The organism is Dyadobacter jiangsuensis, from assembly GCF_003014695.1.
GTDB lineage: Bacteria > Bacteroidota > Bacteroidia > Cytophagales > Spirosomataceae > Dyadobacter > Dyadobacter jiangsuensis.
Map to the genome: position 1 here is coordinate 21,126 of NZ_PYAS01000021.1, position 26,578 is coordinate 47,703.

At 50.1% G+C, this 26,578-nt stretch carries 21 protein-coding genes, 1 tRNA gene and 2 pseudogenes; 14 read left to right on the forward strand and 10 right to left on the reverse strand.

The window, feature by feature from the left end; all coding sequences use genetic code 11:
* Nucleotides 1–131: 131 nt before the first annotated feature.
* A pseudogene (locus CLV60_RS35165) lies at nucleotides 132–259 on the forward strand (IS982 family transposase); the annotation flags it as partial.
* Between the two features lie 78 nt (nucleotides 260–337).
* Nucleotides 338–499, forward strand: a complete 162-nt coding sequence (locus CLV60_RS35170) for a hypothetical protein (RefSeq protein WP_445438696.1) — start codon at nucleotides 338–340, stop codon at nucleotides 497–499.
* 48 nt (nucleotides 500–547) lie between these two features.
* On the opposite strand, the gene CLV60_RS30560 is transcribed toward CLV60_RS35170, so the two are convergent.
* Nucleotides 548–949: a helix-turn-helix domain-containing protein gene (locus CLV60_RS30560; protein WP_106599262.1), complete on the reverse strand. Its 402-nt coding sequence runs from the start codon at nucleotides 947–949 to the stop codon at nucleotides 548–550.
* Nucleotides 950–1,153: 204 nt separating this feature from the next.
* Between CLV60_RS30560 and CLV60_RS30565 the strand changes: the two genes are divergently transcribed.
* The 3 genes and pseudogenes from CLV60_RS30565 to CLV60_RS35095 all read left to right on the forward strand — a co-directional run.
* On the forward strand, nucleotides 1,154–1,834 hold the full coding sequence (locus CLV60_RS30565; protein ID WP_229211202.1) for a HEPN domain-containing protein: 681 nt from the start codon (nucleotides 1,154–1,156) through the stop codon (nucleotides 1,832–1,834).
* Between the two features lie 287 nt (nucleotides 1,835–2,121).
* Nucleotides 2,122–2,679 (forward strand): antirestriction protein ArdA, encoded by a 558-nt coding sequence (locus CLV60_RS30570; RefSeq protein ID WP_106599211.1) that lies wholly within the window; start codon nucleotides 2,122–2,124, stop codon nucleotides 2,677–2,679.
* A gap of 364 nt (nucleotides 2,680–3,043) precedes the next feature.
* Nucleotides 3,044–3,823, forward strand: a pseudogene (locus CLV60_RS35095) (recombinase family protein); the annotation flags it as partial.
* Between the two features lie 748 nt (nucleotides 3,824–4,571).
* Here CLV60_RS35095 and CLV60_RS30580 read toward each other — a convergent pair.
* Nucleotides 4,572–4,655, reverse strand: a tRNA-Leu gene (locus CLV60_RS30580).
* A gap of 115 nt (nucleotides 4,656–4,770) precedes the next feature.
* Nucleotides 4,771–6,015, reverse strand: a complete 1,245-nt coding sequence (locus CLV60_RS30585; protein WP_106599212.1) for an ABC transporter permease — start codon at nucleotides 6,013–6,015, stop codon at nucleotides 4,771–4,773.
* Between the two features lie 205 nt (nucleotides 6,016–6,220).
* Between CLV60_RS30585 and CLV60_RS30590 the strand changes: the two genes are divergently transcribed.
* The 8 genes from CLV60_RS30590 (at nucleotide 6,221) to CLV60_RS30625 (ending at nucleotide 16,725) form a co-directional block, all read left to right on the forward strand.
* The gene (locus CLV60_RS30590) at nucleotides 6,221–7,483 is read left to right on the forward strand and encodes an asparagine synthetase B (protein ID WP_106599264.1); all 1,263 of its coding nucleotides are present in this window, start codon (nucleotides 6,221–6,223) and stop codon (nucleotides 7,481–7,483) included.
* A gap of 188 nt (nucleotides 7,484–7,671) precedes the next feature.
* On the forward strand, nucleotides 7,672–8,916 hold the full coding sequence (locus tag CLV60_RS30595; RefSeq protein ID WP_106599213.1) for an efflux RND transporter periplasmic adaptor subunit: 1,245 nt from the start codon (nucleotides 7,672–7,674) through the stop codon (nucleotides 8,914–8,916).
* A complete protein-coding gene (locus CLV60_RS30600; RefSeq protein ID WP_106599214.1) occupies nucleotides 8,913–10,361 on the forward strand; it encodes a TolC family protein in 1,449 nt (482 codons plus the stop codon). Before CLV60_RS30595 ends, CLV60_RS30600 begins: the two co-directional genes overlap by 4 nt.
* Before the next feature lie 207 nt (nucleotides 10,362–10,568).
* Nucleotides 10,569–11,231: an ABC transporter ATP-binding protein gene (locus tag CLV60_RS30605; protein WP_106599215.1), complete on the forward strand. Its 663-nt coding sequence runs from the start codon at nucleotides 10,569–10,571 to the stop codon at nucleotides 11,229–11,231.
* Nucleotides 11,232–11,381: 150 nt separating this feature from the next.
* The gene (locus tag CLV60_RS30610; protein ID WP_106599216.1) at nucleotides 11,382–12,626 is read left to right on the forward strand and encodes an ABC transporter permease; all 1,245 of its coding nucleotides are present in this window, start codon (nucleotides 11,382–11,384) and stop codon (nucleotides 12,624–12,626) included.
* A 57-nt stretch (nucleotides 12,627–12,683) separates the two neighbouring features.
* Nucleotides 12,684–13,850, forward strand: a complete 1,167-nt coding sequence (locus tag CLV60_RS30615; RefSeq protein ID WP_106599217.1) for an ABC transporter permease — start codon at nucleotides 12,684–12,686, stop codon at nucleotides 13,848–13,850.
* Between the two features lie 218 nt (nucleotides 13,851–14,068).
* Nucleotides 14,069–15,442 (forward strand): sigma-54-dependent transcriptional regulator, encoded by a 1,374-nt coding sequence (locus CLV60_RS30620; RefSeq protein ID WP_106599218.1) that lies wholly within the window; start codon nucleotides 14,069–14,071, stop codon nucleotides 15,440–15,442.
* Nucleotides 15,439–16,725, forward strand: coding sequence for a sensor histidine kinase (locus CLV60_RS30625; RefSeq protein WP_106599219.1), 1,287 nt, complete (start codon nucleotides 15,439–15,441; stop codon nucleotides 16,723–16,725). The genes CLV60_RS30620 and CLV60_RS30625 overlap by 4 nt, the downstream gene beginning before the upstream one ends.
* A gap of 6 nt (nucleotides 16,726–16,731) precedes the next feature.
* Here the strand turns inward: CLV60_RS30625 and CLV60_RS30630 are convergent, their stop codons facing one another.
* Genes CLV60_RS30630 through CLV60_RS30650 form a run of 5 tightly spaced genes read right to left on the reverse strand, consistent with a single transcriptional unit; the run spans nucleotide 16,732 to nucleotide 22,044 of the window.
* Nucleotides 16,732–17,745, reverse strand: coding sequence for a phosphotriesterase family protein (locus CLV60_RS30630; RefSeq protein ID WP_106599220.1), 1,014 nt, complete (start codon nucleotides 17,743–17,745; stop codon nucleotides 16,732–16,734).
* Nucleotides 17,746–17,793: 48 nt separating this feature from the next.
* The gene (locus tag CLV60_RS30635; protein WP_106599221.1) at nucleotides 17,794–18,993 is read right to left on the reverse strand and encodes a site-2 protease family protein; all 1,200 of its coding nucleotides are present in this window, start codon (nucleotides 18,991–18,993) and stop codon (nucleotides 17,794–17,796) included.
* Nucleotides 18,983–19,618 carry an HAD family hydrolase gene (locus CLV60_RS30640; protein ID WP_106599222.1) on the reverse strand — a complete coding sequence of 212 codons (636 nt, stop codon included), beginning with the start codon at nucleotides 19,616–19,618 and terminating at the stop codon, nucleotides 18,983–18,985. Before CLV60_RS30640 ends, CLV60_RS30635 begins: the two co-directional genes overlap by 11 nt.
* Nucleotides 19,619–19,626: 8 nt before the next feature.
* Nucleotides 19,627–20,583 carry an acetyl-CoA carboxylase carboxyltransferase subunit alpha gene (locus CLV60_RS30645; protein ID WP_106599223.1) on the reverse strand — a complete coding sequence of 319 codons (957 nt, stop codon included), beginning with the start codon at nucleotides 20,581–20,583 and terminating at the stop codon, nucleotides 19,627–19,629.
* A 39-nt stretch (nucleotides 20,584–20,622) separates the two neighbouring features.
* Entirely contained in the window at nucleotides 20,623–22,044 is a 1,422-nt protein-coding gene (locus tag CLV60_RS30650; protein WP_106599224.1) for an MBL fold metallo-hydrolase RNA specificity domain-containing protein, read from the reverse strand.
* A 219-nt stretch (nucleotides 22,045–22,263) separates the two neighbouring features.
* Between CLV60_RS30650 and dacB the strand changes: the two genes are divergently transcribed.
* Nucleotides 22,264–23,721 carry a D-alanyl-D-alanine carboxypeptidase/D-alanyl-D-alanine endopeptidase gene (gene dacB / locus CLV60_RS30655; protein WP_229211205.1) on the forward strand — a complete coding sequence of 486 codons (1,458 nt, stop codon included), beginning with the start codon at nucleotides 22,264–22,266 and terminating at the stop codon, nucleotides 23,719–23,721.
* Between the two features lie 324 nt (nucleotides 23,722–24,045).
* On the opposite strand, the gene hslV is transcribed toward dacB, so the two are convergent.
* The gene (hslV, locus tag CLV60_RS30660; RefSeq protein ID WP_015815054.1) at nucleotides 24,046–24,588 is read right to left on the reverse strand and encodes an ATP-dependent protease subunit HslV; all 543 of its coding nucleotides are present in this window, start codon (nucleotides 24,586–24,588) and stop codon (nucleotides 24,046–24,048) included.
* 107 nt (nucleotides 24,589–24,695) lie between these two features.
* Nucleotides 24,696–26,369 (reverse strand): pyruvate dehydrogenase complex dihydrolipoamide acetyltransferase, encoded by a 1,674-nt coding sequence (locus tag CLV60_RS30665; RefSeq protein ID WP_106599226.1) that lies wholly within the window; start codon nucleotides 26,367–26,369, stop codon nucleotides 24,696–24,698.
* Nucleotides 26,370–26,578: the final 209 nt, after the last annotated feature.

Here is a 26,578-nt window from a genome sequence, read left to right on the forward strand (position 1 = left end):
AGGCAAGAGAAAAGTACACAAAGTAAACCCGTTGTGCGGTTGAAATTTGAAAAGAAAAATATTGTTCATTTTTCTGAAATTCAGTAAATTATGTGAGCGCCAAACCGTATTGACAATGCACATAATCGGGGACCCTTTTCTCCCAATTCTGCGACGAAAATTACTCAAACGCAACTACGCTGAAACCTCGGAAGGGTTATTCGCCCGAACTGTCTCCCAAATAACTGTTGTTCCAATCCTGAAGGCGATCAATTTCCTTGTTCCAGCCGCCAATTCAGATCAGACGTTTTCGTTCGAAAAAAGTGGACGGGGACACGTAATTCCGCTTGCTGTTATATTGAAAAAAGGCGGAGTTGATTTTGAAAGCCAAAAGTTGATTTTTAAAATCTCGACATTTGATTTCGATCAATCTACCAAAGGATTCGAGCTGGCTATTGAGACAGAAGCACCAAAGCCTGAATACATGGGCAAGCCGCGCGGGAGAAAGCGTCGTCAGTAGGTAGATTCTCATCAATAACAAAAAAGCCGCGTTGATGCGGCGTCTTTGTTATTGCTTGTTTCTAAGTAGCTCAACTTTTTCTCGCTCGCTTTCGAGTAGTCTCTCATAGAGCTTTTTGTTTTCCTCGAAAAGTTCAACCAACTTATCTATCGGGTTGAACGTGGGGAAATAATTGAACAGTGAACCATTATCATGGTTGTTAACTGTATTGCCAATGATGTTAAACACAGCGTCTTCGCTAAAATTTTTGATTCCTTCAGCAGGAACCCCAAGGATCTTACCGATCTGTTCGAGCAATTCTTGATCAACAGTTTCACTCTGTTCGATCTTCGACACCGTTTGCTGACTGACCTTCAGTTCGTGTGCCACGAACTCCTGCTTCAGTCCGCGTAGTTCGCGGATGCGTGAGATCTTATGACCAATATGATTGGGTTTTGTTGCTGTGCTCATGGTTACAAATAAAGGAAATATCTGCGCGAAGGTCAACAGGCAATAGAAAGTGTTTTATCAATGACCATTGGTAGTATACAACTTGTTGTGGTTCGGTACGTGGAGTCGCGGCTTCTTTTTTGCCAAAAAAGAGAAACCTATGGAGACGGTAAACTTAGCAACAGACGAAAACCGAGGTTCGCGTGAGCAGAAGCTTGCCGGTGCTTGTATACGGATCTGCTGATTATGTTTGCCGATGATAGCCAAAAGCCCTTTAAAGAACACCAGTCCATAATTGAGCTATTTAGTATGAGTGATGAAAAGCTCTGCTGCTCAGTTCACAAACTGTTGGATATTTATCAGGCGCTAACCAGCGGAGAAGTATATTTCTCTTTGGCCTGTACGACCGAAAACCTGGTATACCAACGGAGCGCTAAGCCACTACCCAAAATGCTCCCCGAAACCCTCAGCCAATTCATCGAGAAATCAAAACACGCGTTTACAACCGGAATGAGCAAAGCCAGAAAGTTTTTTGACGGAGCAGCGTACTACTATCAAGTAAGTGAGTATGTGCTATCGATGTTTATGCTGCAGCAAGCTGCTGAAACGACATTTCGTAGCACTGCTATTGCGCTCTACGGAAGCGAACGGCGCACGCATTCCATCAGATCACTTAAAAGGTTTAATCATAGATTAGCACCTCAGCTAAATGATATCTTTCCTGGCGGCTCACTGGATGAGGAAAGGCTTTTAGAGCTTCTGGAAGACGCATATCTCGGGGCCAGATACAATCCGGACTATCGGACCAGCGAACAAGAAGTTCATTCAATTTCCTATCGGGTGTTACGCCTGTTGGAATCGGCTGAGGCGGTATTTGAAGAGCGGATGGCAACGATTAGAATTTAGCGGAAGACGCGACTAAATAGCCTATTGCGGGATGCCCAGACTGCTGGTAAGAATCACTAAAGGATGCGATCAGTTCAAACGAAATTTACAAAGCAAAAAATGACGATTGCAAGCCTGCACTTTCGTCATCCGGCTTTTTAGCTGAACCCGCATTAGCCAGCCGCACCTTAAACCGCCCGATGGGCTTGCAATCAAGGGGACGAGCCCCATCATTTTTTCATTGAGTGGAAGGCAGCGATTGCCCTGAGCACAAAGCCGGGCCAAAAGCACTTAAATGCCTTTCAATCATGAGAAATCTCGAAAATGCTCCAAGAATCTATGTTGGAACCTATGGCCAGTACAACAATGGCTCACTGTTTGGTAAATGGTTTGAGCTTTCATATTATGAAAACTTGAAAGAATTTCTGCAAGACTGCTACGAGTTCCACCGCAATGAATTTGATCCCGAGCTCATGTTCCAGGACTGGGAAAACATCCCGGATTTCTTGATATCGGAATGTAGCCTTCATAAAGAAGCGTTCGCTTATTTTGAAGCCACCGGTGAAATGGACGAAGAGACTGCCGAGGCATTCGAGATTTACTGTAAACAGATCAACTATTGGCCGTCCAACGGGTACGAGCTTGATGACCAGCTCGAAAGCTTCCAAGAAAGCTACCGGGGCTTCTTCGGCGGCTCAGGGAAAGACGCTACACTCGAATATGCTTATCAATATGTCGAAGACACGGGACTGCTGTCTGGCGTGCCATCTACGCTGGAAAAGTACTTTGACTACGAGGCTTTCGCCCGCGACCTGTTTTTAGATGGGTACAGCGAATATAATGGTCATGTGTTCGCGGACTATTAAGACTTCTCCTAAAGGGCTTCGATCTTTCAGGCCCTTTTCCTTCACAACCCTTTAAAGCATTCTTATTGTTCCGTAGGGAACGATAAGAACTTGCAAACAATCTATCATTACTAGCTTCCTGATTCACAAATAAGCAGGGAGGGGTATGGAGCAGAATGGTAAAAGTGGGATTTCCCTACAGAAGATAGTGCAGTTGTATAAACAGGAAGGTCTGGAAATTACAACTGAGCAGGCAGCGTTGATCTTGGATTTTTTAAGGAGAATGGCTAAAATAGCAGTAAGTCAGGTGCTTAAAAGGCATGGCTAATACGCACCAACCCATTAGAAGGAGGAGTTAATAACAACATTCATCGACAATGAAGGCATGAAAATAGCGGATCTTTATGTGCGGGTCAGTACCGACGAGCAGGCAGACAAAGGATATTCCCAAAGGGGCCAAGAGGAGGTACTTAGGAAATATTGTGAGATCAACCGGATAGATGTCAGAAAGGTCATTTACGAAGATCATTCGGCCAAGACCTTTGATCGCCCCCAGTGGTCAGCACTAATAGCGGAACTGAAAAAGTCGAAAGGTAAAACCGACTTGGTGCTTTTTACGAAATGGGACCGTTTTAGCCGGAATGCGGGCGACGCCTATCAAATGATCAGCATCTTGAGAAAAGTGGGTGTGGAGCCGCAGGCGATCGAACAGCCTCTTGATCTTTCGATCCCCGAAAATAAAATGATGCTGGCCTTTTACCTGGCTGCGCCCGAAGTAGAGAATGACCGCAGGGCTCTGAACACTTTTCATGGCATGCGGCGGGCCAGAAAGGAGGGAAGGTATATGGGTGTGGCACCAGTTGGTTACGTGAACAGGATCACCGAGAGCGGAAGAAAGTACATAGCGATCCATGAGCCATATGCTGGACTAATGAAATGGGCATTTGAAGAGGTAGCCAAGGGCATATATTCCGTGGAAGAAGTCAGAAGGCAAGCGCATAGAAAAGGGCTTAAATGCAGCAAAACCTGTTTCTGGCGAGCGCTAGAGAACCCGGTTTACTTTGGCAAGATCGAGGTGAAGGGCTATAAAGACGAAGAATACCGCTTGGCAGATGGCCAGCACGAACCGCTGATTTCGGAAACATTATTTTACGACGTGCAGGACGCAATCGATGGAAAACGGAAAAGGCACAGGCCGAACGTGAAAAAGCTGTCCAACGAAATGTTCCCGCTCAGGGGATTTTTGGGTTGCCCCAAATGCAGCCGTATGCTGACAGCCAGTGCTTCGAAAGGCCGGAACGGTCGTTACCACTACTACCACTGTGTCGCATCTTGTGGATGTCGTTATCCAGCCGAGCTCGTCAATGATGCCTTTGTTAGTGAACTACAAAAATTCACACCAAAAAAAGCGACGGCCGAAATATTCCGGCAACTGGTAACCGATGAGTTTTCAGATCAAGCAAAAACATCTCAAAATGAAAAGCGGCAACTGCTCGACAAAATTGATGCGCTTAATAACAGGCTCGCAAAAGCCAGAGAACTTTTGTTGTCCTCAGATATCGATCCCAAAGATTACAGAACGATCAAAACCGAGATTGAAGACAAGCTGCTGAGGTTGGAAGCAAGATTAACCGAGTTGACAAACAATGCAGGAGGTCTTCAGGGGTTGGAAAAGATGATTGAAAAGGTGCTGGCGGTGCTTTTCAGGCTTGATAAGACCTATACCGGAGCGGACATCAAATTGAAGCGGGAGATCATTGGTTCGATATTCCCTGAAAAGCTCATATTTTCAGAAAACGGCTATCGAACCGGAAAAATCAACGAGGTGGCCTCGTTTATCTATCAGTTAAACAGCGATTTAGCTAAAATAAAAAACGGAACTTCGGACGATTTCTCGCCAAAGTCCCGTTTAGTACCCAGAGCCGGAGTCGAACCGGCACGAGTGTTACCTCATTGGTGTTTGAGACCAACGCGTCTACCAATTCCGCCATCTGGGCATTGATCTTCTGGGTTGGGAGTGCAAAAGTAGGCAGAAAAAGAGATTAAGCAAGCCCTGGGTGCAAATTTTTGCAAGTTTTTTGTGATAAAATTCAGTGCCGTTTGCTAACCTGCTTATTCATAGCGCAATGCCTCGATCGGATCCAGGCGCGATGCCTTGATGGCCGGGTAAATGCCCGAAAGCACACCCACCATCACGCATATGGCAATACCGACAGCCATCCAGAGCCAAGGGACAACAAAGGTGGCGTTTTCACTGATGACGCCCGTAATGGAGTTGCCGACGATGATTCCGAGGATCAGCCCGCCGATGCCGCCGAGAATACAGACCACAATGGCTTCGATGAGAAATTGCATGCGGATTACACGTGGAGTGGCGCCGAGCGATTTGCGGATGCCGATTTCACGCGTCCGTTCGGTAACTGAGACCAGCATGATGTTCATCAACGCAATGGAAGCACCAAGCAGCGTTACAGTGCCGATTACAAAACCGCCGATACGCAGATAACCGGTGATGTTCGCGAAATCCTTCACCATGGCGTCGGCGCGGTCGATGGTAAACGAGTCTTCCTTACCCAGCTCGTCGTTGCGGATGCGGCGCATCATGCCGCGGGCTTCCTCCACGATCATATCGCCATCGGAAACATTGGGGGCTGAGGCGGTGATATTGTAAGTGAGCGTACGGTTAGCGGCGAGCCCGCGGCCGTCTTCGAGTGGAATGAGGATGAGCCGGTCGGAGTTGTTATTGCCTCCCAGAGAGCCCTTTTTGTCCAAAACTCCTATTACTTTATACCGGCTGCCCATGAAGGTGATCTCCTTGTTGAGCGGGTCCGCGCGTTCGAAAAGTTTGCGCGCAATTTCCTGGCCCAATACTGCAACATTCAGGGATTTTTCGAGGTCATTCCTATCCAGATTACGGCCGAGGCTGATCTTGTAGCCGTTAATGCCCAGGTACTGTTCGTCGGAGCCGACCACGTTGCTGTTCGGGTTGGTTTTGTTGCTCCGGTAGTTGACTTGTACCGCTCCGGCAATGTCGGCCGAAAGCGATGCGGTGGCCTGATAGGTAGTTTTGAATTTGTCGGCGAAGGTTTTGGCCTGGCGGTAGGTGACCGACGGATATTGTTTGCTGCGGCGACCTCCGCTGCGGAAATCGTCGTCCACGCGGTTGCGAACGGTGAATGTGTTGGCGCCTAAGTCGGCGAAGCTGCTGTTAACGGATCCCTGAATACCGTCGATGGCCGTGAGTATCCCCACGAGGGAGGTAATGCCGATGGCGATGATCATGGCTGTCAGCACAGTCCGGAGGAGGTTACTTTGGATCGAACGCAGGCCTTCTTCGATGTTTTCGCGTATAATCATGGCGTGTAAAGGTGGTGCACCAGAAACAGTGTTTGGTCGTTAGTAATAGTGTCTGTATGAATTCCGTACAGGAGCCGGAAATGTTACAGGGCGTTGGAAACCGGTACGAGTTTTGTGACTGATTTCGGAACGTGCCGGATTCTTTATTATATTTAATCTTTACCTGAATGTAAAACTGCGCATGAAAGTCGAAAGAATCAAACCAGTGATACGCCTGTATATCCCGCTCGTCATTTTTTTGATCGGCTCGCTGAATGCTATGGCAAACCGCCTGCTGATCCCGATGGACGAGTCACAAAAGAACCATTTGAAGGCTTACGGCATATCTTTCTGGATACTGAAAAACTATGAAATGGAAATGGACTGGCTCCTCAATTACAGGGGAGGCAGTTTTATGGTGGCTTACAATCAGCAGTTTGCATCTGAAATGACCGTGCGCGGCGTTAGCTTCGAGGTGATCTCCGAAGCCCAGGCCGGGCAGATATTGAACCAGATCAGTTCGCCGGATGTGAATATGGATGCGGTGAAACTGCAAAAGGCACCCCGTATTGCGGTGTATTCTCCCAAATCCAAGCTGCCCTGGGACGATGCGGTGACGCTCGTGCTTACCTATGCGGAGATTCCGTACGATGTGGTCTATGACGACGAAGTGTTGAATAACAAGTTACCCGAATACGACTGGCTGCATTTGCACCACGAGGATTTCACAGGTCAGTTCGGTAAGTTCTTCCAATACAAGGATTATCCCTGGTACCGCGAGCAAAAGAAGGAAGCAGAAGAGACCGCTACCAAGTTCCAGTTCAACAATGTGCCGCAAATGAAGCTGGCCGTTGCCAAAAAGATCGCCGAGTTCGTGACCGGGGGAGGCTATATGTTTGCGATGTGCAATGCAACGGATACTTTTGACATTGCGCTGGCCGCCGACGGGGTGGATATTGTGGACGCGATGTACGACGGAACTCCTGCCGACCCTTCGGCGAACACCAAGCTGAATTACAACAATTCCTTTGCATTCCAGGACTTCAAAACGATCCCGTATCCCTACGAAATCGAGTTTTCGGACATCGATAACCAGCCCGACGAACGAGGAATGATCGAATCGAACGATTTCTTCTCGCTCTTCCAGTTTTCGGCCAAATGGGATCCCGTGCCGAGTATGCTCACGCAAAATCACCAGACCATCATCAAAGGTTTTCTGGGACAGACCACTGCATTCAAAAACAGGCTGATCAAACCCGAGGTGATCATTCTGGCAGAGAACAAAAATGCCAAGGAAGCGCGCTACATTCACAGCACGCACGGCAAGGGCTTTTTCACATTCTACGGTGGCCACGACCCCGAGGATTATCAGCATCGCGTTGGTGAAGAACCTACGGATCTGAACCTGCACCCGAACTCGGCCGGCTATCGTTTGATCCTGAACAACATTCTTTTCCCAGCTGCTAAAAAGAAGAAGTTGAAGACCTGACCGGAAAGCTAACAGCGGAAGAAATACGTTTGAAATCACACCGACCGTGCGTTATCGCACGGTTTTTTGTTTTTGTATATTGATGTAATTGGTTGATTTGTAATCTGTTATGAATTGGCACGGATTTCGGATAAATGAAGGCGTATTAGCCATGAATTTTTTCACTGAAAACCTCCAATCAAACCCACATGGATCGGGAAATTGCACCGGAATATGTCAAGCAAACCAGGACCCGCCGATGGGTGATTATCGGTGCCGTAGGTATCGGGCTGACTGTTCTGTTTTACTTTTTTAAGGAATCGCTTTCCAGTACACTCGAAAGCGCCCGCGTGAGAACCGGTACTGTCGAAACCGGTGACGTCGAAAACACGCTTACCGCTTCGGGGGAGATTATCCCAGCCTACGAGCAGATCTTCACAAGTCCCATCCGCGCGAGCATCAAGCGCATACTGCTTACGCCCGGCACACGGGTGAAGCCCGGGCAGCCGATCGTTGAACTCGACAAATCATTGACCGAGATCGAGTTCGAGCGCTACGAAGACCAGCTCGAATTGAAAAAGAATGGTATCGATCAGCTGCGTATGAAGCTCAACAAGAATTTGTATGATGCCGAGATTAATGATGAGATCAAATCTTTGAATATCAATAAACTGAAAGCTGATTTTGAAGATGCGAAAAGGCTGCAAAAAGTGGGCGGCGGGACCATCGAGGACATTACCCGCGCCGAAAACGCATTGAAAATTGCCGAATTGGAAAAGAAACAGCTGGAAAACGACCTGAAATACAATCGCGAGTCAATGGGGGCCAGCTTGCGGGAGACCGAGCTCGGGGCCCGGATTGAAGGCAAAAACTTGCAGGAATTACAGCATAAGCTCAAAATGGCCGACATCGTCGCGGATCGCCCGGGCGTGCTCACGTGGGTGAACGAGAATATCGGCTCGTCGGTGAATGAAGGCGAAATGCTGGCCAAAGTGGCTGATCTGGGCAGTTTTCGGGTCGAGGGAAGCTGCTCGGATGTCTACGCGGATCAGGTGAAGGCAGGGCTCGGAGCCATTATCAAAATTAATGATGTACAACTGCGTGGGGTGATTACGCAGGTGAAACCGGCCGTGAAGGATGGCGTGATCGGCTTCACGATCCAGCTCGACAATGCTCGAAACGAGTCGCTCAGGCCCAATATGAAGGTGGAGGTGTATGTGGTCACGAGCAAGAGTGCCCAAACTCTGCGGGTAGCGAATGGCCCGGCGTTTACAGGTAAGCGGAAACAATATGTGTATATTCTCGAAAACGGCAAGGCACGCCGGAAGGAGATTGAAACCGGCCTTTCCAATTTTGATTATGTCGAAATTAAAAGCGGCCTGAAAGCAGGGGAGAAGGTGATCCTGACCAATATGAATGATTACGAACACCTGGAAGAGCTAACCATTCAATGATTATGAGAAAGCTTTTCCTCTGGGTTTTTGTTCTGCTTTCCGGCACTGTTTCTGCCCAAATCCGAAAATTGACGCTCGAAGATGTAGTGCAGCAGTCGAAAGAGCAATCGATCGCTTCCAAGCAGGCCGTGACGCAAAAGAAGACCAATTACTGGCAGTATCGGTCGTTCCAGGCCGACTACAAGCCGCAACTGAGCCTGCTGGGAACCCTGCCGGGTTTTACACGCTCGTACATTGAAGTCGTGCAGCCCGACGGAACGGTGTCGTTCCAGCCGGTTTCGAACAATAATTCCATGCTTAACCTGTCGCTCAGCCAGAGCATTGCCATGACAGGCGGTACCGTTTACATGCAGCAGCAAATGCAGCGTTTCGACGATTTCCAGCGCGATGTGACGCGTTACAATGGCATTCCGTTTGAAATAGGCATTAAACAGCCGCTGTTTCAGTTTAACCCGCTGAAATGGGACCGCAGGATTTCGCCTTTGAAATACCAGGAAGGCAACCAGCAATACATTCAGTCGTTGGAACAGGTGGCGCTGGATGCTACTGGTTATTATTTCGATCTGCTGGTATCGCAGGTGAACTTGCAGATCGCGGAGAAAAACCGGAGTAATAATGACACGCTCTTTAAAATCGCGAAGCATAAGCTGGAACTGGGCAAAATCTCCCAGAACGACCTTTTGCAGCTGCAAATGGGGCTGCTGACTGCCCAAAAAGACCTTGCTTCGGCGCAGCAGTCGGCGGCAGTGGCGTCGCTCAAACTGAAAATGTATATGGGCTCGCGCGACGAGCGCGAACTGGAACTGGGTATTCCGGCAGAAGCCAGCGAGTTTGCGATTGACCCCAGGGTTGCCCTCGACGAGGCATTTGCGAACCGCTCCGCCTCGGTGGCATTCCGGCGGAGGCTGCTCGAAGCCGAGCGGGACGTGCAGCAGGCGCGGAAAAACAACGGGCTGAACGCCACACTGAATGCTACTTTCGGATTGTCGAATCAAGGGAGCCTCCCGCGCGACGTGTACGTGAGCCCGCAGGACCGCGAATTTGTAGAGTTGCAACTCACGCTGCCTATCCTCACCTGGGGGCGAAACAAGGCCAGAACCGAGGTCGCCCGGGCCGCTCAGGAATTTGCGCAGCAATCGGTGGAGCAGGATAAGCTTACCTTTGAGCAGGAAATATTTACCCAGGTAACCCTTTTACAAATGCTGCAAAAGCAGGTAAAACTCACGCAAGTCGCCGACGGCATCGCCGCCGACCGCTACCAGATCGCGAAGGAGCGTTTCATCCTCAGCGACCTCAGCGTAACCGACCTCGGAATCGCCACGCAGGAAAAAGACATCGCCCGCCGCGACTTCATCCTCGCTTTAAGGGATTACTGGCAGGCGTATTACAGTTTGCGATTGCTGACGCTTTATGACTTTGAGCAGAATAGGAAGATTGCCTATTGACGACCGACCGCTGACCGCCGACTTTTGAGTTCGCTAATTTTGGTTTGTTAACCGAGAAACGGTGTTGGTGGGCTATTTAAGTGATTTTGAGTTAAATGTAAAATATACCAAGAGCAGAGCGCCAACAGCCACCATACCAAGCAGCCATTCGGCGGTCAGCGGTCGGCGGTCAGAAACCAAAACATCCAACATACCAGTACCAACGCCATGATCAAATTACAAAACGTAGAAAAAGTGTACCGCACCAGTTCGATTGAAACGCTGGCTTTGAACAACATCAATATCGATGTGAAGAAAGGGGAGTTCGTTTCGATCATGGGGCCTTCGGGTTGTGGGAAGAGTACATTGCTGAACATCATCGGGCTGCTCGATGCGCCTTCGAAGGGTCAGATCGAGATCGATGGCTCGCCGGTGGAGCGCTATACCGACAAGCACCTGGCCGAATTACGCAACCGCAAGCTGGGCTTCATTTTTCAGAGCTTTCACCTGATCAATGATCTATCGGTGATAGATAATGTCGAAATTCCGCTGCTTTACAGGAATACGTCGGCGAAGCAGCGTCGGGAGCTCGCACAGGCGGCATTGGAAAAGGTGGGGTTGAGTAACCGCATGAAGCATTTTCCCAAGCAACTTTCGGGCGGGCAGAAGCAGCGCGTCGCCATCGCGAGGGCGATTGTCGGTAACCCTGAAATCATCCTCGCCGACGAGCCTACCGGTAACCTCGATAGCGCCATGGGCAACGAAATCCTCGGTATCCTGCAAAAGCTGAACAGCGACGGTGCCACCATCGTAATGGTCACCCACGACGAAGCAATGGCAAAGAAGACCGACCGGTTGATACGCTTGTTTGACGGGACGCAGGTTAGTTGAAGAGGTAACGGAAAAGGTCAGGTGTTGTCAAGGGTGGTCACGCTTGGTTATGCGTAGTTTTTGTTTTGACAATTTCATGACCACGTCTGGCCACACCTGACTATACCTGACCACGCTTGACTTTTATTCGTTCATTCAAATCCATTACCAATGCTCTCAAACTACATAAAAATCGCCTGGAAGGTATTGCTGCGGCATCCTTTCTATACTTTCATTACGTTATTCGGCATAACGCTTACGCTGACGGTGCTCATGGTGGTGACTTCTTTCGTCGACCATCTTTTCGGGGCGCATTACCCGGAAAACAAGCGGGGCCGGTCGCTGTATATTGCCAACATTGTCCAAACCGATTCGGCCAACACCACGATGTCCTCGGGGCCCGCTTCTTTCGACTTTTTGACGAAATATGCCAAGTCGATCAAATCGGCTGAGCGCGTAGCTATCATGAGCAATTTCAGCTTCTCGAACGCTTACACGAATGGAAAGCGGATCAAGCTGAACACCAAATACACCGATGTCGATTTCTGGTCGGTAACCGACTTTGAGTTCCTGGAAGGAAAACCTTATGATGAAACGAACATTCGCAATGCCGACCACGTGGCGGTGATTACGGATGCGCTGCGTGAGCAGTATTTTGGAAATGACGCAGAAACGGTAGTGGGCAAAACGATCGATATCGAAAACATCAATTACCGGGTGATCGGCGTCGTGAAAGGGAGCCCGCCAACCAGGGTTTACACTTACTCGGATGTTTATTTTCCCTATACCGCCCCCAAAAGCAACTATGAGAACAAGGGAATCCGTGGGCGGTTTGCGGCCATTGTATTAACCAAAAGCCCGGCCGATCTTCCAGAGGTCCAGGCAGAGTTTGACAGTTACGTTGCCCGTATCCCGCGTTCGGAATACTCTGACAACAATCATTTCAACGTCCTGATCGTCAAAGCGGATACCTATTTCGATCATTTCCTCAACACTTTTGCAAGAAACGACAAGGACCGGATTACCCTTTACGTGATTGTGGGGCTGGTGTTCCTGATGATCATGGGGCTTCCGGCTGTGAATCTGGTGAATGTCAATGTAAGCCGCATTCTCGAGCGTGCCTCCGAAATCGGTGTCAGGAAGGCATTCGGGGCGCCTTCGAAAGCACTTTTGTGGCAGTTTATCATCGAAAATGTATTCATCACCTTCATCGGCGGCGCGTTTGCGCTGATCCTGACGCTGGTAGTCATCCATTTCATCAATTCCAGCGGATGGATCGCCTACGCCGACCTGACGATCAACCTGCCGGTGTTCCTGGTCAGCGTATTAGTCTGTCTCGTTTTCGGGCTGCTGTCGGGCGTGTTGCCGGCTTTCAGAATGTCGAAACTGAAAATAGCCGAAGCGCTGAAAGTTTGATTTACCTGTTCACTCATTCACTCATTCAATCATTCAGTCATTCAACATTGACTAGCCATGCTACGACATCTTTTCAAACTGATATGGAATAAAAAAGGCACGCATTCCCTCCTCATTATCGAGGTATGGGCTGCTTTTATGGTACTTTTCGGCGTGCTCACGCTCATTGTTTTCAACCTGCGCAACTACTTGCAGCCGATCGGCTTTCAATACGAACAGGTATGGAACCTGGAACTATCATCCAACCAGGACACCACCGAACTGGCCCCGAAATTGCAACGCGCCCTGCAACGCGTGCGCGCGTATCCTGAGGTAATTACCGCCAGCCGCATGAGCAGTAACACGCCCTTTTCGGCGAATCAGATTGGTAATTCCGTAACTTACAACAAGGTTAATGTAGGCGGAGACTTTTATTACACCGATACCGAACTGGCCAAAGTGCTTGATTTACCACTTAAAAAGGGCCGATGGTATGCTGAAAGCGACCTGGCGGGTAAGTTCATTCCGATTGTGATTAATCAGGCTATGGAGGATAAATTGTTTCAAAATGAATCCGGCCTGAACAAGGTCATCAAACGGGATGATAAGACGATGTATAAAGTCGTCGGCATTGTGGATAGGTTTAAGGCGAAAGGACAGTTTATGTCGGATACGCCGGGCCTGTTTCAGATCCTGGAAAAAAACGACCGTTGGAATTCGAACATTCTCATCAAAACCAAACCGGGTACCGATGCGCATTTTGAAGCACGCCTGGTGAAGGACATTGCGATGCTGCTGCCCGGCTGGGGTGTAGAAGTGGGGTATCTCAAAGATTCGCGTAAAAATCGTGAGAACCTGACCCTCGTTCCGGTGCTGATATTCCTGATTGTGAGCGGGTTTTTATTGACGAATGTCGCCTTGGGCCTTTTTGGTGTTTTGAATCTTAACATTGCTAAACGCAAGGGCGAAATTGGCCTGCGCCGTGCCATGGGTGCCACCGAATCCAAAGTTACCGGCCAGTTTCTCGGCGAAATATGGGTACTGGCTACATTCAGCCTCATTATCGGCCTTATTTTTGCTGTCCAGTTCCCGCTCATGAATGTTTTTGACCTGGATAAGGAAATTTACATCATCGCGATTTTGGCGGCCGTCGCCGTAATTTATATCATTGTAACAATATGCGCCTGGTTCCCCAGCAAGCAAGCCGCGACCATACATCCGGCTGTGGCGTTGCATGAGGAATGACGAATGACCGCCGAGTGGTTGTGCGCATAAGTCCGGTGTGGTCATTTATAGTCAGGTGTTGTCATGTATTGTCATTTTATAGAAGGTATTGTTGTTGATGACCCTACGACTAATCCTGACAACATCTGACCACCCCTGACAACACATGACAAAACGCTTGTCGGCCGTCAGCCGTCAGCGGTCCATGGTCAAAAAAACATCGCTCATAAAACTCCACCATGCTCCTAATCGTAGACGACGACCTGGCTATCCGTACCTCTCTCTTGCTCCTTTTGAAAAAGGAGGGGTTCGAGGTGCGTGGCGCAGGGTCGCCGGAGGAAACGTTTGAAATACTGAAAGCAGCGACGCCGGAGCTGATATTGCTCGACCTGAATTTTTCGATTGAAACTTCGGGGCGGGAGGGAATGCATTTGTTGCAGCGGATCAAAAAGCACAATGCGGCTATTCCGGTGATCCTGATTACCGGCTGGGGGACGATCGACCTTGCGGTGAGAGGGATGAAAGAAGGCGCTGCCGATTTCGTGACCAAGCCCTGGCAGAACGATTACCTGATCCAGTCCATTCGCACGATTCTGAACCTGGCCAAACCGGCCCAGCAGGCGGGAAGCCGGCGGAAGCTCGACCAGCAATATCATTTCGAAAACATCGTCGGCGCAGACCCTAAGCTGCTCGATATCCTGGAAACCATCGGCCGGGTAGCACCCACGGACGCGCCCGTGCTCATTACGGGCGAGAGCGGAACGGGTAAGGAGCTCATTGCCGAGGCAATTCACCTCAACAGCCGCCGTAAAATGCGGCCATTCGTGAAGGTGAACCTGGGCGGTATTTCTTCCACGCTATTCGAGAGTGAGCTGTTCGGGCATGTGCGGGGCGCATTTACCGACGCCAAAACCGACCGGATGGGCCGTTTCGAAATGGCACACCGGGGGACGATTTTTCTGGACGAAATCGGCGAGCTGGATCTGTCGAGCCAGGTGAAACTCCTGCGCGTATTGCAGGAGCGTACCTTCGAGCCGTTGGGTAGCAGTAAGAGCCGGACGGTGGATGTGCGGGTTATTTGCGCTACCAACCGGAATCTGGAAGAAATGGTAGCGCAGGGTACATTCCGCGAGGACCTCTACTACCGCATTAACCTCATCACCGTAAAGCTCCCCGCATTGCGCGAGCGGCCCGACGATATTCCGCTCCTCTCCACGTTTTTTGCAGATAACCTGAAAGCCATTTACAACCGGCCGGAACTGAAAATCAGCAATGCGGCTTTGAAATGGCTCAAAACGCAGCCGCTGCAAGGCAATATCCGGCAGTTGAAGAACCTCGTGGAGCGGACGGTACTTTTGGCGGGTAACAATGTGCTCGATATCGACGATTTTCAGCGTAACCTGCATGCCGGCAATGCGGTATCCGCACAAAAGCATGTGCCCGAAGTTGGCAGCATTACATTGGAGGAAATGGAGTACCAGATGATCGTCCGGGCCATGCAGCACCATCAGAACAAGGTAAGCAAGGTAGCCCGCTCTCTGGGAATCACCCGGTTTGCATTGTACCGGCGGTTGGAGAAATTTGGCATCTCGTTTGATTCGGAGGAAGTATGAGGTTGTCCACGAAGACGAAATACATTGCCTATATCGCGGCATTGCACCTGGTGCTGGTTCTGCTGGTTTACAAGCTGCTATTTGAGAATAAGGCCCTCTTTATCGCCTCGGAAGTGTTTCTGCTGCTGTCGGCCGGTATGTCTATCATTCTCTACAACAATTTTATGCAACCTATCCAATTTGTGAAGTCCGGAATCGAAGCCATTAAGGACAAGGATTTTTCGATCAAATTTGTCCCGACAGGTAAAGGGGAGGTCGATGTGCTGATAGAGGTTTATAATATGATGATCGATCAGCTCCGCGAGGAGCGTATCAAGCTGAACGAGCAGCATTTCTTTTTGGAAAAACTCATCGAAGCATCGCCCATTTCCATCATTATCCTCGACTACGACGACCGTATCGAATCACTCAATAGCAAGGCGAAAAGTCAGTTTGGGCAAGACCATGGCACGCTAATTGGCAAAAAGCCGGAGGAAACTGACCTGCCGCTGCTCGGTGAGCTGGCCGGCCTGCTGGACGGGGAATCCAGAATGATCAAAACCAATGGCATTGCAACGTTCAAGGCGCAGCGTTCGCATTTCATGGACCGCGGTTTCCGGCGTTCGTTTCTGATGATCGAGGAGCTGACCAACGAAATTCTCGAATCGGAGAAGAATGCTTATGGTAAGGTGATCAGGATGATGGCCCATGAAGTGAATAACACCCTGGGCGCCACTGATTCGATCTTGCAGACCACCACGCATTTGCTGCCGGATACCGACTATGGCGATATCAAGGACGCATTGCATATCGCGTCGGAGCGCAACCAGCAACTCACGCGCTTCATGCGCAATTTCGCGGATGTGGTGCGCTTGCCCGCGCCTGTGCAGGTGCGTACGGATATGGGCGCGCTCATGCGTGATGTGGCTGTGTTTATGCAGAATGCGGCGTCTACCCGGAATGTTAAAGTGATGAGTGAATCGCAGGAAAACGTGTTCTGGAATGTAGATAAGGGGCAAATGGAACAGGTGCTGATCAATGTGATCAAGAATGCCGTGGAAGCTTGTGAGAGCGGGCAGGAGGTGCGGATCAGCGCGACGAACGACCGTCTGGTTATTCGTAATAACGGAAAGCCGATCGATCCGGAAGTGGGCAGCCAGTTATTCAACCCGTTTTTCAGCACTAAAAGAGACGGGCAGGGTATAGGCCTCACATTAACCCGCGAAATACTGGGCAATCACGGCTTCGATTTTGCTTTGGAGACACGGCCTGATGGCTGGACTGAGTTCAGGATAGAGAAATAAGACCCGTTAACCTTTGCGAACGCTTATTGCAAATGCTTTGGCAGGGTTGGTGACCATCAATGTGCGGATATCGGCTTCGGTAAAGCTATTTGTTTTCAATGCAGGAATGAGCTTGTCGGAAATGGCTGTGTAGCCTCGAAACTCGCCTCCGCCAGGCTCTCCTGGCCGGTACCAGCCGGCATCGTGCGAAATCAGCACCTGGGCGAGGCGTCCTTTGTTTTTCAAAAAAGTAAGCAACTCAACATGCTTGGCGATATTGTCGGTGTTAACGCCATCCAGGCTGATCCAGCAGCCGCTTTGGCCTACACTGTCCAGCTCCTCCGCGCTCCCGCTTGCGTGTACCCATACGAATGCAGACGGGTGCACGCCCGATTGTTTCAATATTTCAATTTCCTCGCGCGCAGGCAATGCAGGTCCCGTGTGAGCGCAGATGGTAAGTCCGGTTTTCAAATGCGTGAAGGCTGCCGCTTCGATCAGCTTTTGATGAAGTTCGGACAATGCACCGCTATTGACACCGGTCTTGATAAATCCCGGCCGAATGCCGGTACCTTCGATGCCATGCTCGAACTCGGTAATCCAGCGGTTTGCCAACTGTTCGGCAGTTTCAGTGAATGCCCATTTGGGTAAATACTTATTGTCCGACGCGCCGTAATACCCGGTATTGGTCAGGATATTCAGGCCCGATTGCTCGGAGAGCTTCTTTAACAAAACCACATCCCTGCCAATGAATGCAGGCGTGCATTCTACCAGGGTTTGAATGCCCCGCTGTTTGATTTCAAGCAAGTAGGGCAGGACTTTCCGGATTACTTCATCATGCTTCCAGCGATCCGGTGAAATCTTTTCAGCCCCGATAAAATCGACGAGGACGTGCTCATGAATAAGCGATGTCCCCAGTTCAGAAGTGAGGATTTTTCCTTTGACTGAATAGGTGTATAGTGGATCGGCGAGCGTGGCAGACCCCATGAAAGGAATCGCGCCAAATGTCGCCAGGAAGTGTCTGCGGGAAATTTGTATTGCCATATTCAGCCTTTTTCAAAAAGTAAAAGGGTTGAACGGGGCTTATCTCCTTTACTCGATGATAATAAACGGCGTGGGGCTAAACGAGATCACGAAAATCACGAAGGCGACAATACCAAGGATAAACCGCGGGGTGTCGAGTGGCGTGTTATCCTCCGTTTCGGGGTGGCGGATGCCGAGAAAACGGCCCAGGATGAATACAAACGGCAGTAAATTGACCGAACCGTCCCAATCCGGGCGAATGTAGGTGACGGCAAACTGGCCAACGACGATCAGCAGACTGGTCATCAACGCTGTCGACGGGTTATCGAATGCGCGTTTGAAACAGATATAAAGGAAATAGACGTAAATGGCAAGGTAGAACAGCCGTTCGTAAAACACGGCATCGCTGCCAGTCGCAAAGGACTCCGTGCGGAACACGCCCAAACCCGCATAGAATGCGAAAATACCGAACAGAACCGGTGCCACAACATTGAAACGCTTCTTGCCGATCATACCATAGAGAATATGGCCGCCATCGAGCTGGCCGATCGGGATGAGGTTCAGGGAAGTGAAGAACAATGCCAGATATCCCGCAAAAAGATAGGGGTAATGGATGATCTCATACGCATGCGGTAGGCGCGCAGGATCGGCCACGTAGTTTTTGAAAAACCAGAACAGGATATTATCCCCAAGCATCAGGTTACCGGCCGGGTTTTCGTAAGCGAATTGGGGGTAATTCAGCCCGAAACGCTCGTATTCGGGGTGGATTTTGAAAATGTAATCCGGCGGCGGCAAATGGGTGAATCCATACCAAAGCACTACCAATGCAGCCACAAAGCCAGCCAGCGGCCCTGCGATACCTATATCGAAGAACTTGACCCGCGATTTCACCACTTCCTTGATACGGATGAATGCACCGAGCGTACCAATGCTTTGCGAGATGCCGAACCACAGCGGAATGTAGTAGGGCAGTGTAACTCTCACTTTATGGGCTTTGGCAACGAAATAGTGGCCGAATTCATGGATCGTAAGGATCAGTAGGAATGGTATCGAAAAATGGAAGCCCTGCACAAATTCCGCCCAACCCATGGGTTTGGTAGGAATGGGCACTTCCTTCCCATCCGGTTTGCCGATCAGGAAAAAAAGCATGTCATAAACGAATCCGAATATGTTACCGAACATCCATTCGGCACCAGCCATCGTCGTGGTGATGATGGTGATGATAAAAAGGGCTGCCTGGATGACGTGGGTTCGTGTGTTAGACTGCATAGTCTTGAAGGTATTCCAGAATAGTGACCGGCTTTTGGACGTGGATGGTTTCGATGCCGAGCTCGCCTGCGCTGCGGATGTTGTCCGCATTGTCGTCGAGGAAAAGCGTTTCTTCCGCTTTCAGGCCGGCTTTTTCGAGCACTTCCTGGTAAATACGGGGATCGGGCTTCATCAGGCCCATTTCGTAGGAAAGAAAAACGATTTCGAACAAATCTTCCAGCTTTTCAACACCCGTCGATGCTTCCAGGATCTTGTTGACCTGTGTAATGTGGATCGAGCTGGTGTTGCTGAGCAGGAACAGCCGGTATTTCGTCGCCAGCTTTTTCAGCAGCTCCACGCGCTCGGGCGGAAGATCGAGCAGCAGGCTGTTCCAGGCGGTGTCGATGGCTTCGTCCGACAGATCAGGAAAATTCAGGATTTCACGCACGTAGTTCCGGAACGTCGGTTCGTCCATCAGGCCGGTTTCAAACTGGCGGAAAATTTCGCTCTCTTTGAAAATCGTCAGGATCTCGTGCTGCTCGCGCCCGCTCAGATCGGCAAATGATTTGGAAGCAATGGGGACGTCGATGTTGAGAATGACGTCACCGAGGTCGAAAATGATGTTCCTGATTTGGTCGTTTTTCATGGATACGCTTACGCTTCTACTACCACGCCCATTGCACAGAATTTATCGATACGCTGGTCGATACGGTCCTGCTCGCTGATGGCGCCGAGTTCGGCAATATTTTCGAGAATTGTTCTTTTCAGCTCTTCGGCCATCCATTTGTGGTCGAGGTGTGCCCCCCCCAGCGGTTCGGCGATAATGCCGTCTACCAGCTTATAGTTGGTCATATCCTTGGCTGTGATTTTCATCGCCTCGGCCGCCTGCTCCTTGAAATCCCAGCTTCTCCAAAGGATCGCCGAGCAGTTTTCAGGGGAAATTACCGAGTACCAGGTGTTTTCGAGCATCAATACGCGGTCGCCGATGGCAATACCCAATGCACCCCCGGAAGCACCTTCGCCGATCACGATACAGATCACCGGTACTTTCAGCATGAACATCTCTTTCAGGTTGCGTGCAATCGCCTCGCCCTGTCCGCGCTCTTCGGCTTCCATACCCGGGAATGCACCCGGTGTGTCGATCAGCGTCACGATAGGCTTGTTGAATTTCTCGGCCAGTTTCATCAGGCGCAATGCCTTGCGGTAACCTTCCGGGTTCGGCATACCGAAGTTCCGGTGCTGGCGCTGCTTGGTATTACGGCCTTTTTGCTGCCCGATGAGCATGAACGATTGCCCGCCGACGTTCGCCAGACCACCGATAATAGCCGGATCGTCGCGCACCTGGCGGTCTCCGTGCAATTCGATGAACTCATCGCAGATCAGTTCGATGTAGTCAAGCGTGTAGGGGCGATCGGGGTGGCGGGAGAGCTGCACACGCTGCCAGCGCGTGAGGTTTTCAAATATTTCTTTTCGAAGGTTGGTGATGTTGCCTTCCAGCAACGCAATGGCGTCCGAAAAATCCACATTGTTTTCATTCGCCAACGCTTTCATTTCTTCGAGCTTGCGTTCGAGCTCGGCCATAGGCTTTTCAAAATCGAGGTATGTTCTCATAATTCAGGTTCTGTGATTAGTGGGCGGGATCGGGGGCGGTCAGAGTTCGTAAGTAGTGCCCCTTAACGGCGTTTCCACCGAATGATAGCCGATTTCCTGGATTTTACTCTGGAATTCAGCCATGCTTTGCTGCTCTCCGTGGACGAGGAAAACGCGTTTCAGTTTTTCCGGATCCTGCATTTTTACAAAATTAATTAAGTCGTTTTGGTCTCCGTGGCCGCTAAATACGTCAATTTTTTCAATATTAGCCAAGACCGGGTACTGCTTTCCGCGAATCGAGATCGTATCCTGCCCATTCAAAAGCCGCCATCCGAGCGTACCTTCCGAGGCATAACCGATCATCAGGATCGTCGCATAAGGATTGCCGATATTGGCCTCCACGTGCGCTTCCACGCGCCCGCCCTGTACCATTCCCGACGATGAAATGATAATGCAAGGCTCGTTATAGTTCGAAACCGCGCGGCTCGCGTCGGCACTTTCGAGGTAGATCAGATTTTCGAAATCGAAGAGCATGTCATTCTCTTCTTTAAAGTCGCGCGCCTCCTTGTTCAGCATCCGGGAATGTTTTTGGTACACCTTGGTGCTGCTGTGGGCCAATGGGCTGTCGGAGAATACTTTAATGAAGGGGAAAGAGCGGTCGAGATAGAGCTTGTTGAGCGTGTAAAGCAATGCCTGGGTTCTGCCGACGCTAAAAGACGGGATAATAAGCCTGCCAGGAATATCGATGCAGGTCCGTTTGATCACATCCGCCAGCGTTTCTACTGTGCCACGCTTGTCTTCGTGCAATCTGTTTCCGTAAGTCGATTCACAGATCAGGTAATCCACCTGCGGAATTTCCTGCGGGTCGATCAGCAGCGGATAGTTCTTCCGGCCGATGTCGCCCGAAAAGCATAGCCGTTTTTTCTCGCCATCCTCATACACTTCCAGTACAATATGCGCTGCACCCAGCAAATGACCAGCGGCATAGTAGGTTACCGTCACATTGTCGGCAATGCGGTAGCGCTGCCCGAAAGCAACGGGCACAAAATTGTCCATGGCCTCGATCACATGTTTTTCAACATAATAATCCATAGGCACTTCACGCTTCTTCTTGCCGCTTCTTTTCTTGGAGTTAACCCGTGAGTTGAGTCGTTTCTGGTGCAGATTGGCCGCGTCTTTCAGCAAAAGCGAGGTTAGAGCCATGGTAGGCTCGGTGCAAACGACCCGGCCTTCGAAACCCTCCTTATACAGGTTGGGAATGTTACCCGAGTGATCAATGTGCGCGTGTGTGAGCAGTACGGTGTTGATCAGACTGGGTTCAAACGGGAAAACGCTCTTCTGCTGTTCATATCTTGTTTTCTTGCCGATCTCATCCAGATCAAAATCGGAGCCGCAGTCGATCAGGATGCGGTAGTCGTCCGATTCCAAAAGGAACATACTACCTGTGACCTGCTGCGAAGCCCCCCAAAATGTCAATTTCATATAAATAGTATGGGGTGAAAGCTATATTGCATTTTTCATCTGGCGGAAAAATCAATATCACTATTGTATCTTTTCTTTGTAAACTACTAATCGTTTGTCTAATATCTTACAAAAGTACCAAAAAACAGCCTGAGATGCGGACATTAGTTGCTAGATTAGACAAAGCGGCATCATTTTTGTGTCCGGCGAATATTTAATATGATGAGAACCACCCTTCTTTTGTTTTACATACTCCTGGCGTGCCGCGCTGTATCGGCACAAGTCATCGACAGTACCGGACTGGTCCGATTCAGCGATGCCGTGCTTGAACTGCAAAACAGCGAGTTCATGCGGAGCGGCTCGCTGGCAGTGAGCGTAAAGGCTGTAAAAGAGGGTAAAAATTTATTTGCATTGAATGCGGAGCGTTCGCTGCCTTCCGCATCTACCTTGAAGCTCGTCTCTACCGCAACAGTTCTGGCGCTGTTCGGAGGTGATTTCAGATTCCAGACTTTCCTCGAACACGACGGTATTCTGCGCGGCGATACGCTTGTCGGCAACATTTACATGCATGGAACCGGCGATCCGTCACTCGGAAGTGACCGGTTTAAAGGTTATCCTACGGCGCCCGAAATGATCAGCCGGTGGGTGGCGGCAGTGAAAAAAGCGGGTATAAAGTACATCAAAGGCAAAGTCATTGCCGATGCCTCTTTTTTTGACAAAGAAGCTGTCGCCAGTACTTGGATATGGGGCGATATGGGGAATTATTATGGAGCTGGCGTACAGGGGCTCAATTTTAATGAAAACCTCTACCGTGTCAAATTTAAACCGGGCGTAGATCCGGGTGACCCAACGACCGTACTCGGTACGGAACCGGCGATTCCATATTTGTCATTTACAAATCAGGTGACGACCGGCGAACGCGGTTCGGGCGACCAGACGATCATTTACAGCAGTCCGCTGGGAAACAATGTGCTGCTTACGGGTACAGTGCCGGCCGGTAATGCGGTCTTTACGGTAAAAGGCTCCATTCCCGATCCGGCATGGTACACGGCTTATGCATTGAAAAATGCATTGGCTGGCAGCGGCGTGGTTGTGGCGGAAGCTGAGGATCTTCCCGGAAATCCGAATCTCCTGACTCCCAACCCCAAGAAAATCATCGATGAATATAAGTCGCCGCCCCTGCGCGAACTTTGTCAACAGGCCAATTTTTGGAGCATTAACCTCTTTGCCGATGTGTTTTTCAAGCAATCGGGCAAACGGCTCTCGGGCAGTTCCGGGTTCGACGATGCCGCTACGGCCATTACCGGCTACTGGTCGGGCAGGGGAGCGGATTTGAGGGGTTTTTACATTAAAGACGGAAGCGGATTGTCACCTTCCGGTTCCATTACCGCGGGTAGTCTGACGGATATTCTAAATCTGGCCAATAAAGATGTCAGCTTCAAGGATTTCTACCAAAGTATCGCTGTTCTGGGGCAGAACGGTACTGTTCGTAATCTTGGTAAGGGCTCACACGCAGCGGGTAATATGCGTGTGAAGAGCGGGTCCATCGAAGGTACGCGGGCGTTTGCGGGGTATGTAAATGCAAAATCGGGGGCATTGCTGAGCTTTACCATCATCGCGCACAAGTACGTACCGGGTAGTAACCGGGTCATTTCCGATTCGCTGGTGAAGCTGATGACGCTGATGGCGGAGCTTTGAAGGATTGTAGTTGTTGTTACATCCCTAACGGGATTCAAATTGAATTCTGATTACACCGTTTTTCTACCAATGTTACGTGCCTAACGGCACTTGCAATGAAAAATGCAAAGTCGCGTTAGCGACGTAATATTGGTAGCAAAATGGTATTGCGTATCGATTCGCCAATGCCGTTTGGCATGCAACAACAATTGTGAAGACGATGGCGCGAAACTCCTGCTTCGCGCACGCTATTATGCAGCCTCTGGCTGCCTTGCAGGATGTTCCGACCGGCCGGAGGCCTGCGAATAGTGGGCACGAAGCCAGAGCTTCGCGCCATTCGTTTCACTACTGCACGACTTTCTCTATCACGAGATTATGATTGGTATAAATGCAAAGATCCGCCGCGATCGTCAACCCTTCCCGCACCATTTCCTCCGCACTTAAATGCGTAGCATGTTTTTTCAACGCCTGCGCTGCCGATAATGCAAAGTTCCCGCCCGAGCCGATGGAGGCAATGCCGTTTTCTGGCTCCAAAACGTCACCCGTTCCTGAAATGACGAGAATTTCATCCTTATTGGCGGTAATCATCATCGCTTCCAACTTGCGGAGATAGCGGTCCGTACGCCAGTCTTTCGCCAGTTCAATGGCTGCGCGTTTCATGTTGCCGCCGTAGCCGTTCAGTTTTTCTTCAAATCGGTCCAGCAGCGTGAATGCATCGGCCGTGGATCCGGCGAAGCCGACGAGGATTTTGCCGCCTTGCAGCGTGCGGATCTTTTTTACATTACTCTTGGCAACCGTATTGCCCATTGTAGCCTGGCCGTCCGCGCCGAGGGCGACAGTTCCGTTGTGCAGCACCCCGAGGACGGTAGTAGCGTGTATTTTCTCCATATTAATATTTAAATGCAAATGTTAGTCGCGTTTGAAACAAAAACCCTCTGAAAACAAAAGTGCCAGACCTTGCGGGCCTGACACTTTTTCATGCATTTGTATTTTCGTTAAACCAGCATGCTCATTGGTTCTTCCAACAGTTTCTTCACTGTCAGCAAGAATTGAGCTGCGGTTGCGCCGTCTACCACGCGGTGGTCGGCCGAAAGCGTAACCTTCATGATGTTGGTCGGGTAAACCGTTCCATCTTCCTTGAAAGCAGCTACTTTCTTGATTGCACCGATCGCCAGGATGCAGGAATCCGGCGGGTTGATGATCGCTGTAAATTCGTCTACGCCGAACATACCGAGATTCGATACCGAGAATGTATTGCCTTCCCAGTCTTTCGGTTGCAGTTTTTTATCTTTCGCTTTGCCGGCCAGGTCTTTTACTTCACCTGAAATGGCAGAAAGCGTTTTCTTGTCAGCCTCGCGGATCACCGGCACGAGCAGACCTTCGTCTACCGCCACAGCTACACCGATATTGACATAATTGTATTTCCGGATCTTGTCACCCAGCCATGCGGAGTTTACAGCAGGGTGCTGCTTCAACGCCACTGCGCAAGCTTTGATCACCATGTCGTTGAATGATATCTTCGCGGTAGCCACTTCGTTCAGCTGCGGGCGCAATGCCATTGCCTTGTCCATGTTGATTTCCATGGTCACGTAGAAGTGAGGCGCAGTGAACAAGCTTTCGCTCAGGCGGCGCGCAATGGTTTTGCGCATTTGCGAGATTGGAGTATCCACAAAATCGCCCGTTGCAGGTACAGCAGCCGCAGGAGCCGCTTCTGCTTTGGCAGCCGGTGCAGACTGAGCGGCAGGGGCCGCAGCCGGTGCAGGTTGTGCAGAAGGTTTGAACTCGTCCACATCGCGTTTCACGATGCGTCCGTTGTCGCCGCTTCCTGAAACTTCGCTCAGGTTAATGCCTTTTTCGTCGGCCAGGCGTTTCGCCAATGGAGATGCTTTCACGCGCTCGTTCGAATCCGCTACCGAAACGGCTTTCTCAGAGCCATTTACAGCGGGTGCGGGAGCCGCAGCCTGCGCTGGAGCAGCAGTTTCAGCGGGAGCTTCGCCGTTTTCACGTGCCAGCAATGCTTCCACATTCGATCCTTCCTCACCGATTACGGCGATGATTGCGTCCACAGGTACAGCGTCGCCTTCTTTAATACCTACGTAAAGTAGTGTACCGTCTTCGTATGCTTCCAGTTCCATCGTAGCCTTGTCGGTTTCAACTTCGGCCAGGATATCTCCTGATTTTACTTTATCACCTACTTTTTTCTGCCAGGAAACCAGCGTACCCTCTTCCATGGTATCGCTCATTTTAGGCATGCGAACCACCGCAGCATTGATTTTTTCGGTAGAAGCGGCAGCCGTAGCAGGTTTCGCAGCGGGTGCACTTACAGTTTCAACCGCAGGGGCCGGAGCTTCTGCTTTCGGTGCTTCGGGAGCAGGAGCCGCAGCAGCACCATTTGAGCCGGCACCGTCGAGCAGCGATTGGTAATCCTCACCCTCAGCGCCAACGACCGCCATGATACCGTCGATAGGTACTGCGTCGCCTTTTTTTACGCCGATATATAGAAGGGTACCGTCCCAGTAAGATTCAAGGTCCATGGTTGCTTTGTCGGTTTCTACCTCAGCAATCACTTCACCGGATTTAATTTTATCACCTACTTTTTTGTGCCATTCCGCGATAACACCTTCTTCCATGGTGTCGCTCATCTTGGGCATACGAATTACTTCTGCCATATCGCTTGTTAAGGTATTTTTGTTCTTGGTCGAAATTCAGACTTTGGTCAAAATTACAATAAAAGGTGAATAGGAGAGATGTTTGACATTATAAAATTGCCCCTGTTGGTCGTTGAAGTCCTCTCTCAGGAAATTCATCTTTCTTGTAATGCTTGATAATCAGTGTGGTATGGCTATTTAATGCGGTTTTACCAATTAGTCACGCCACA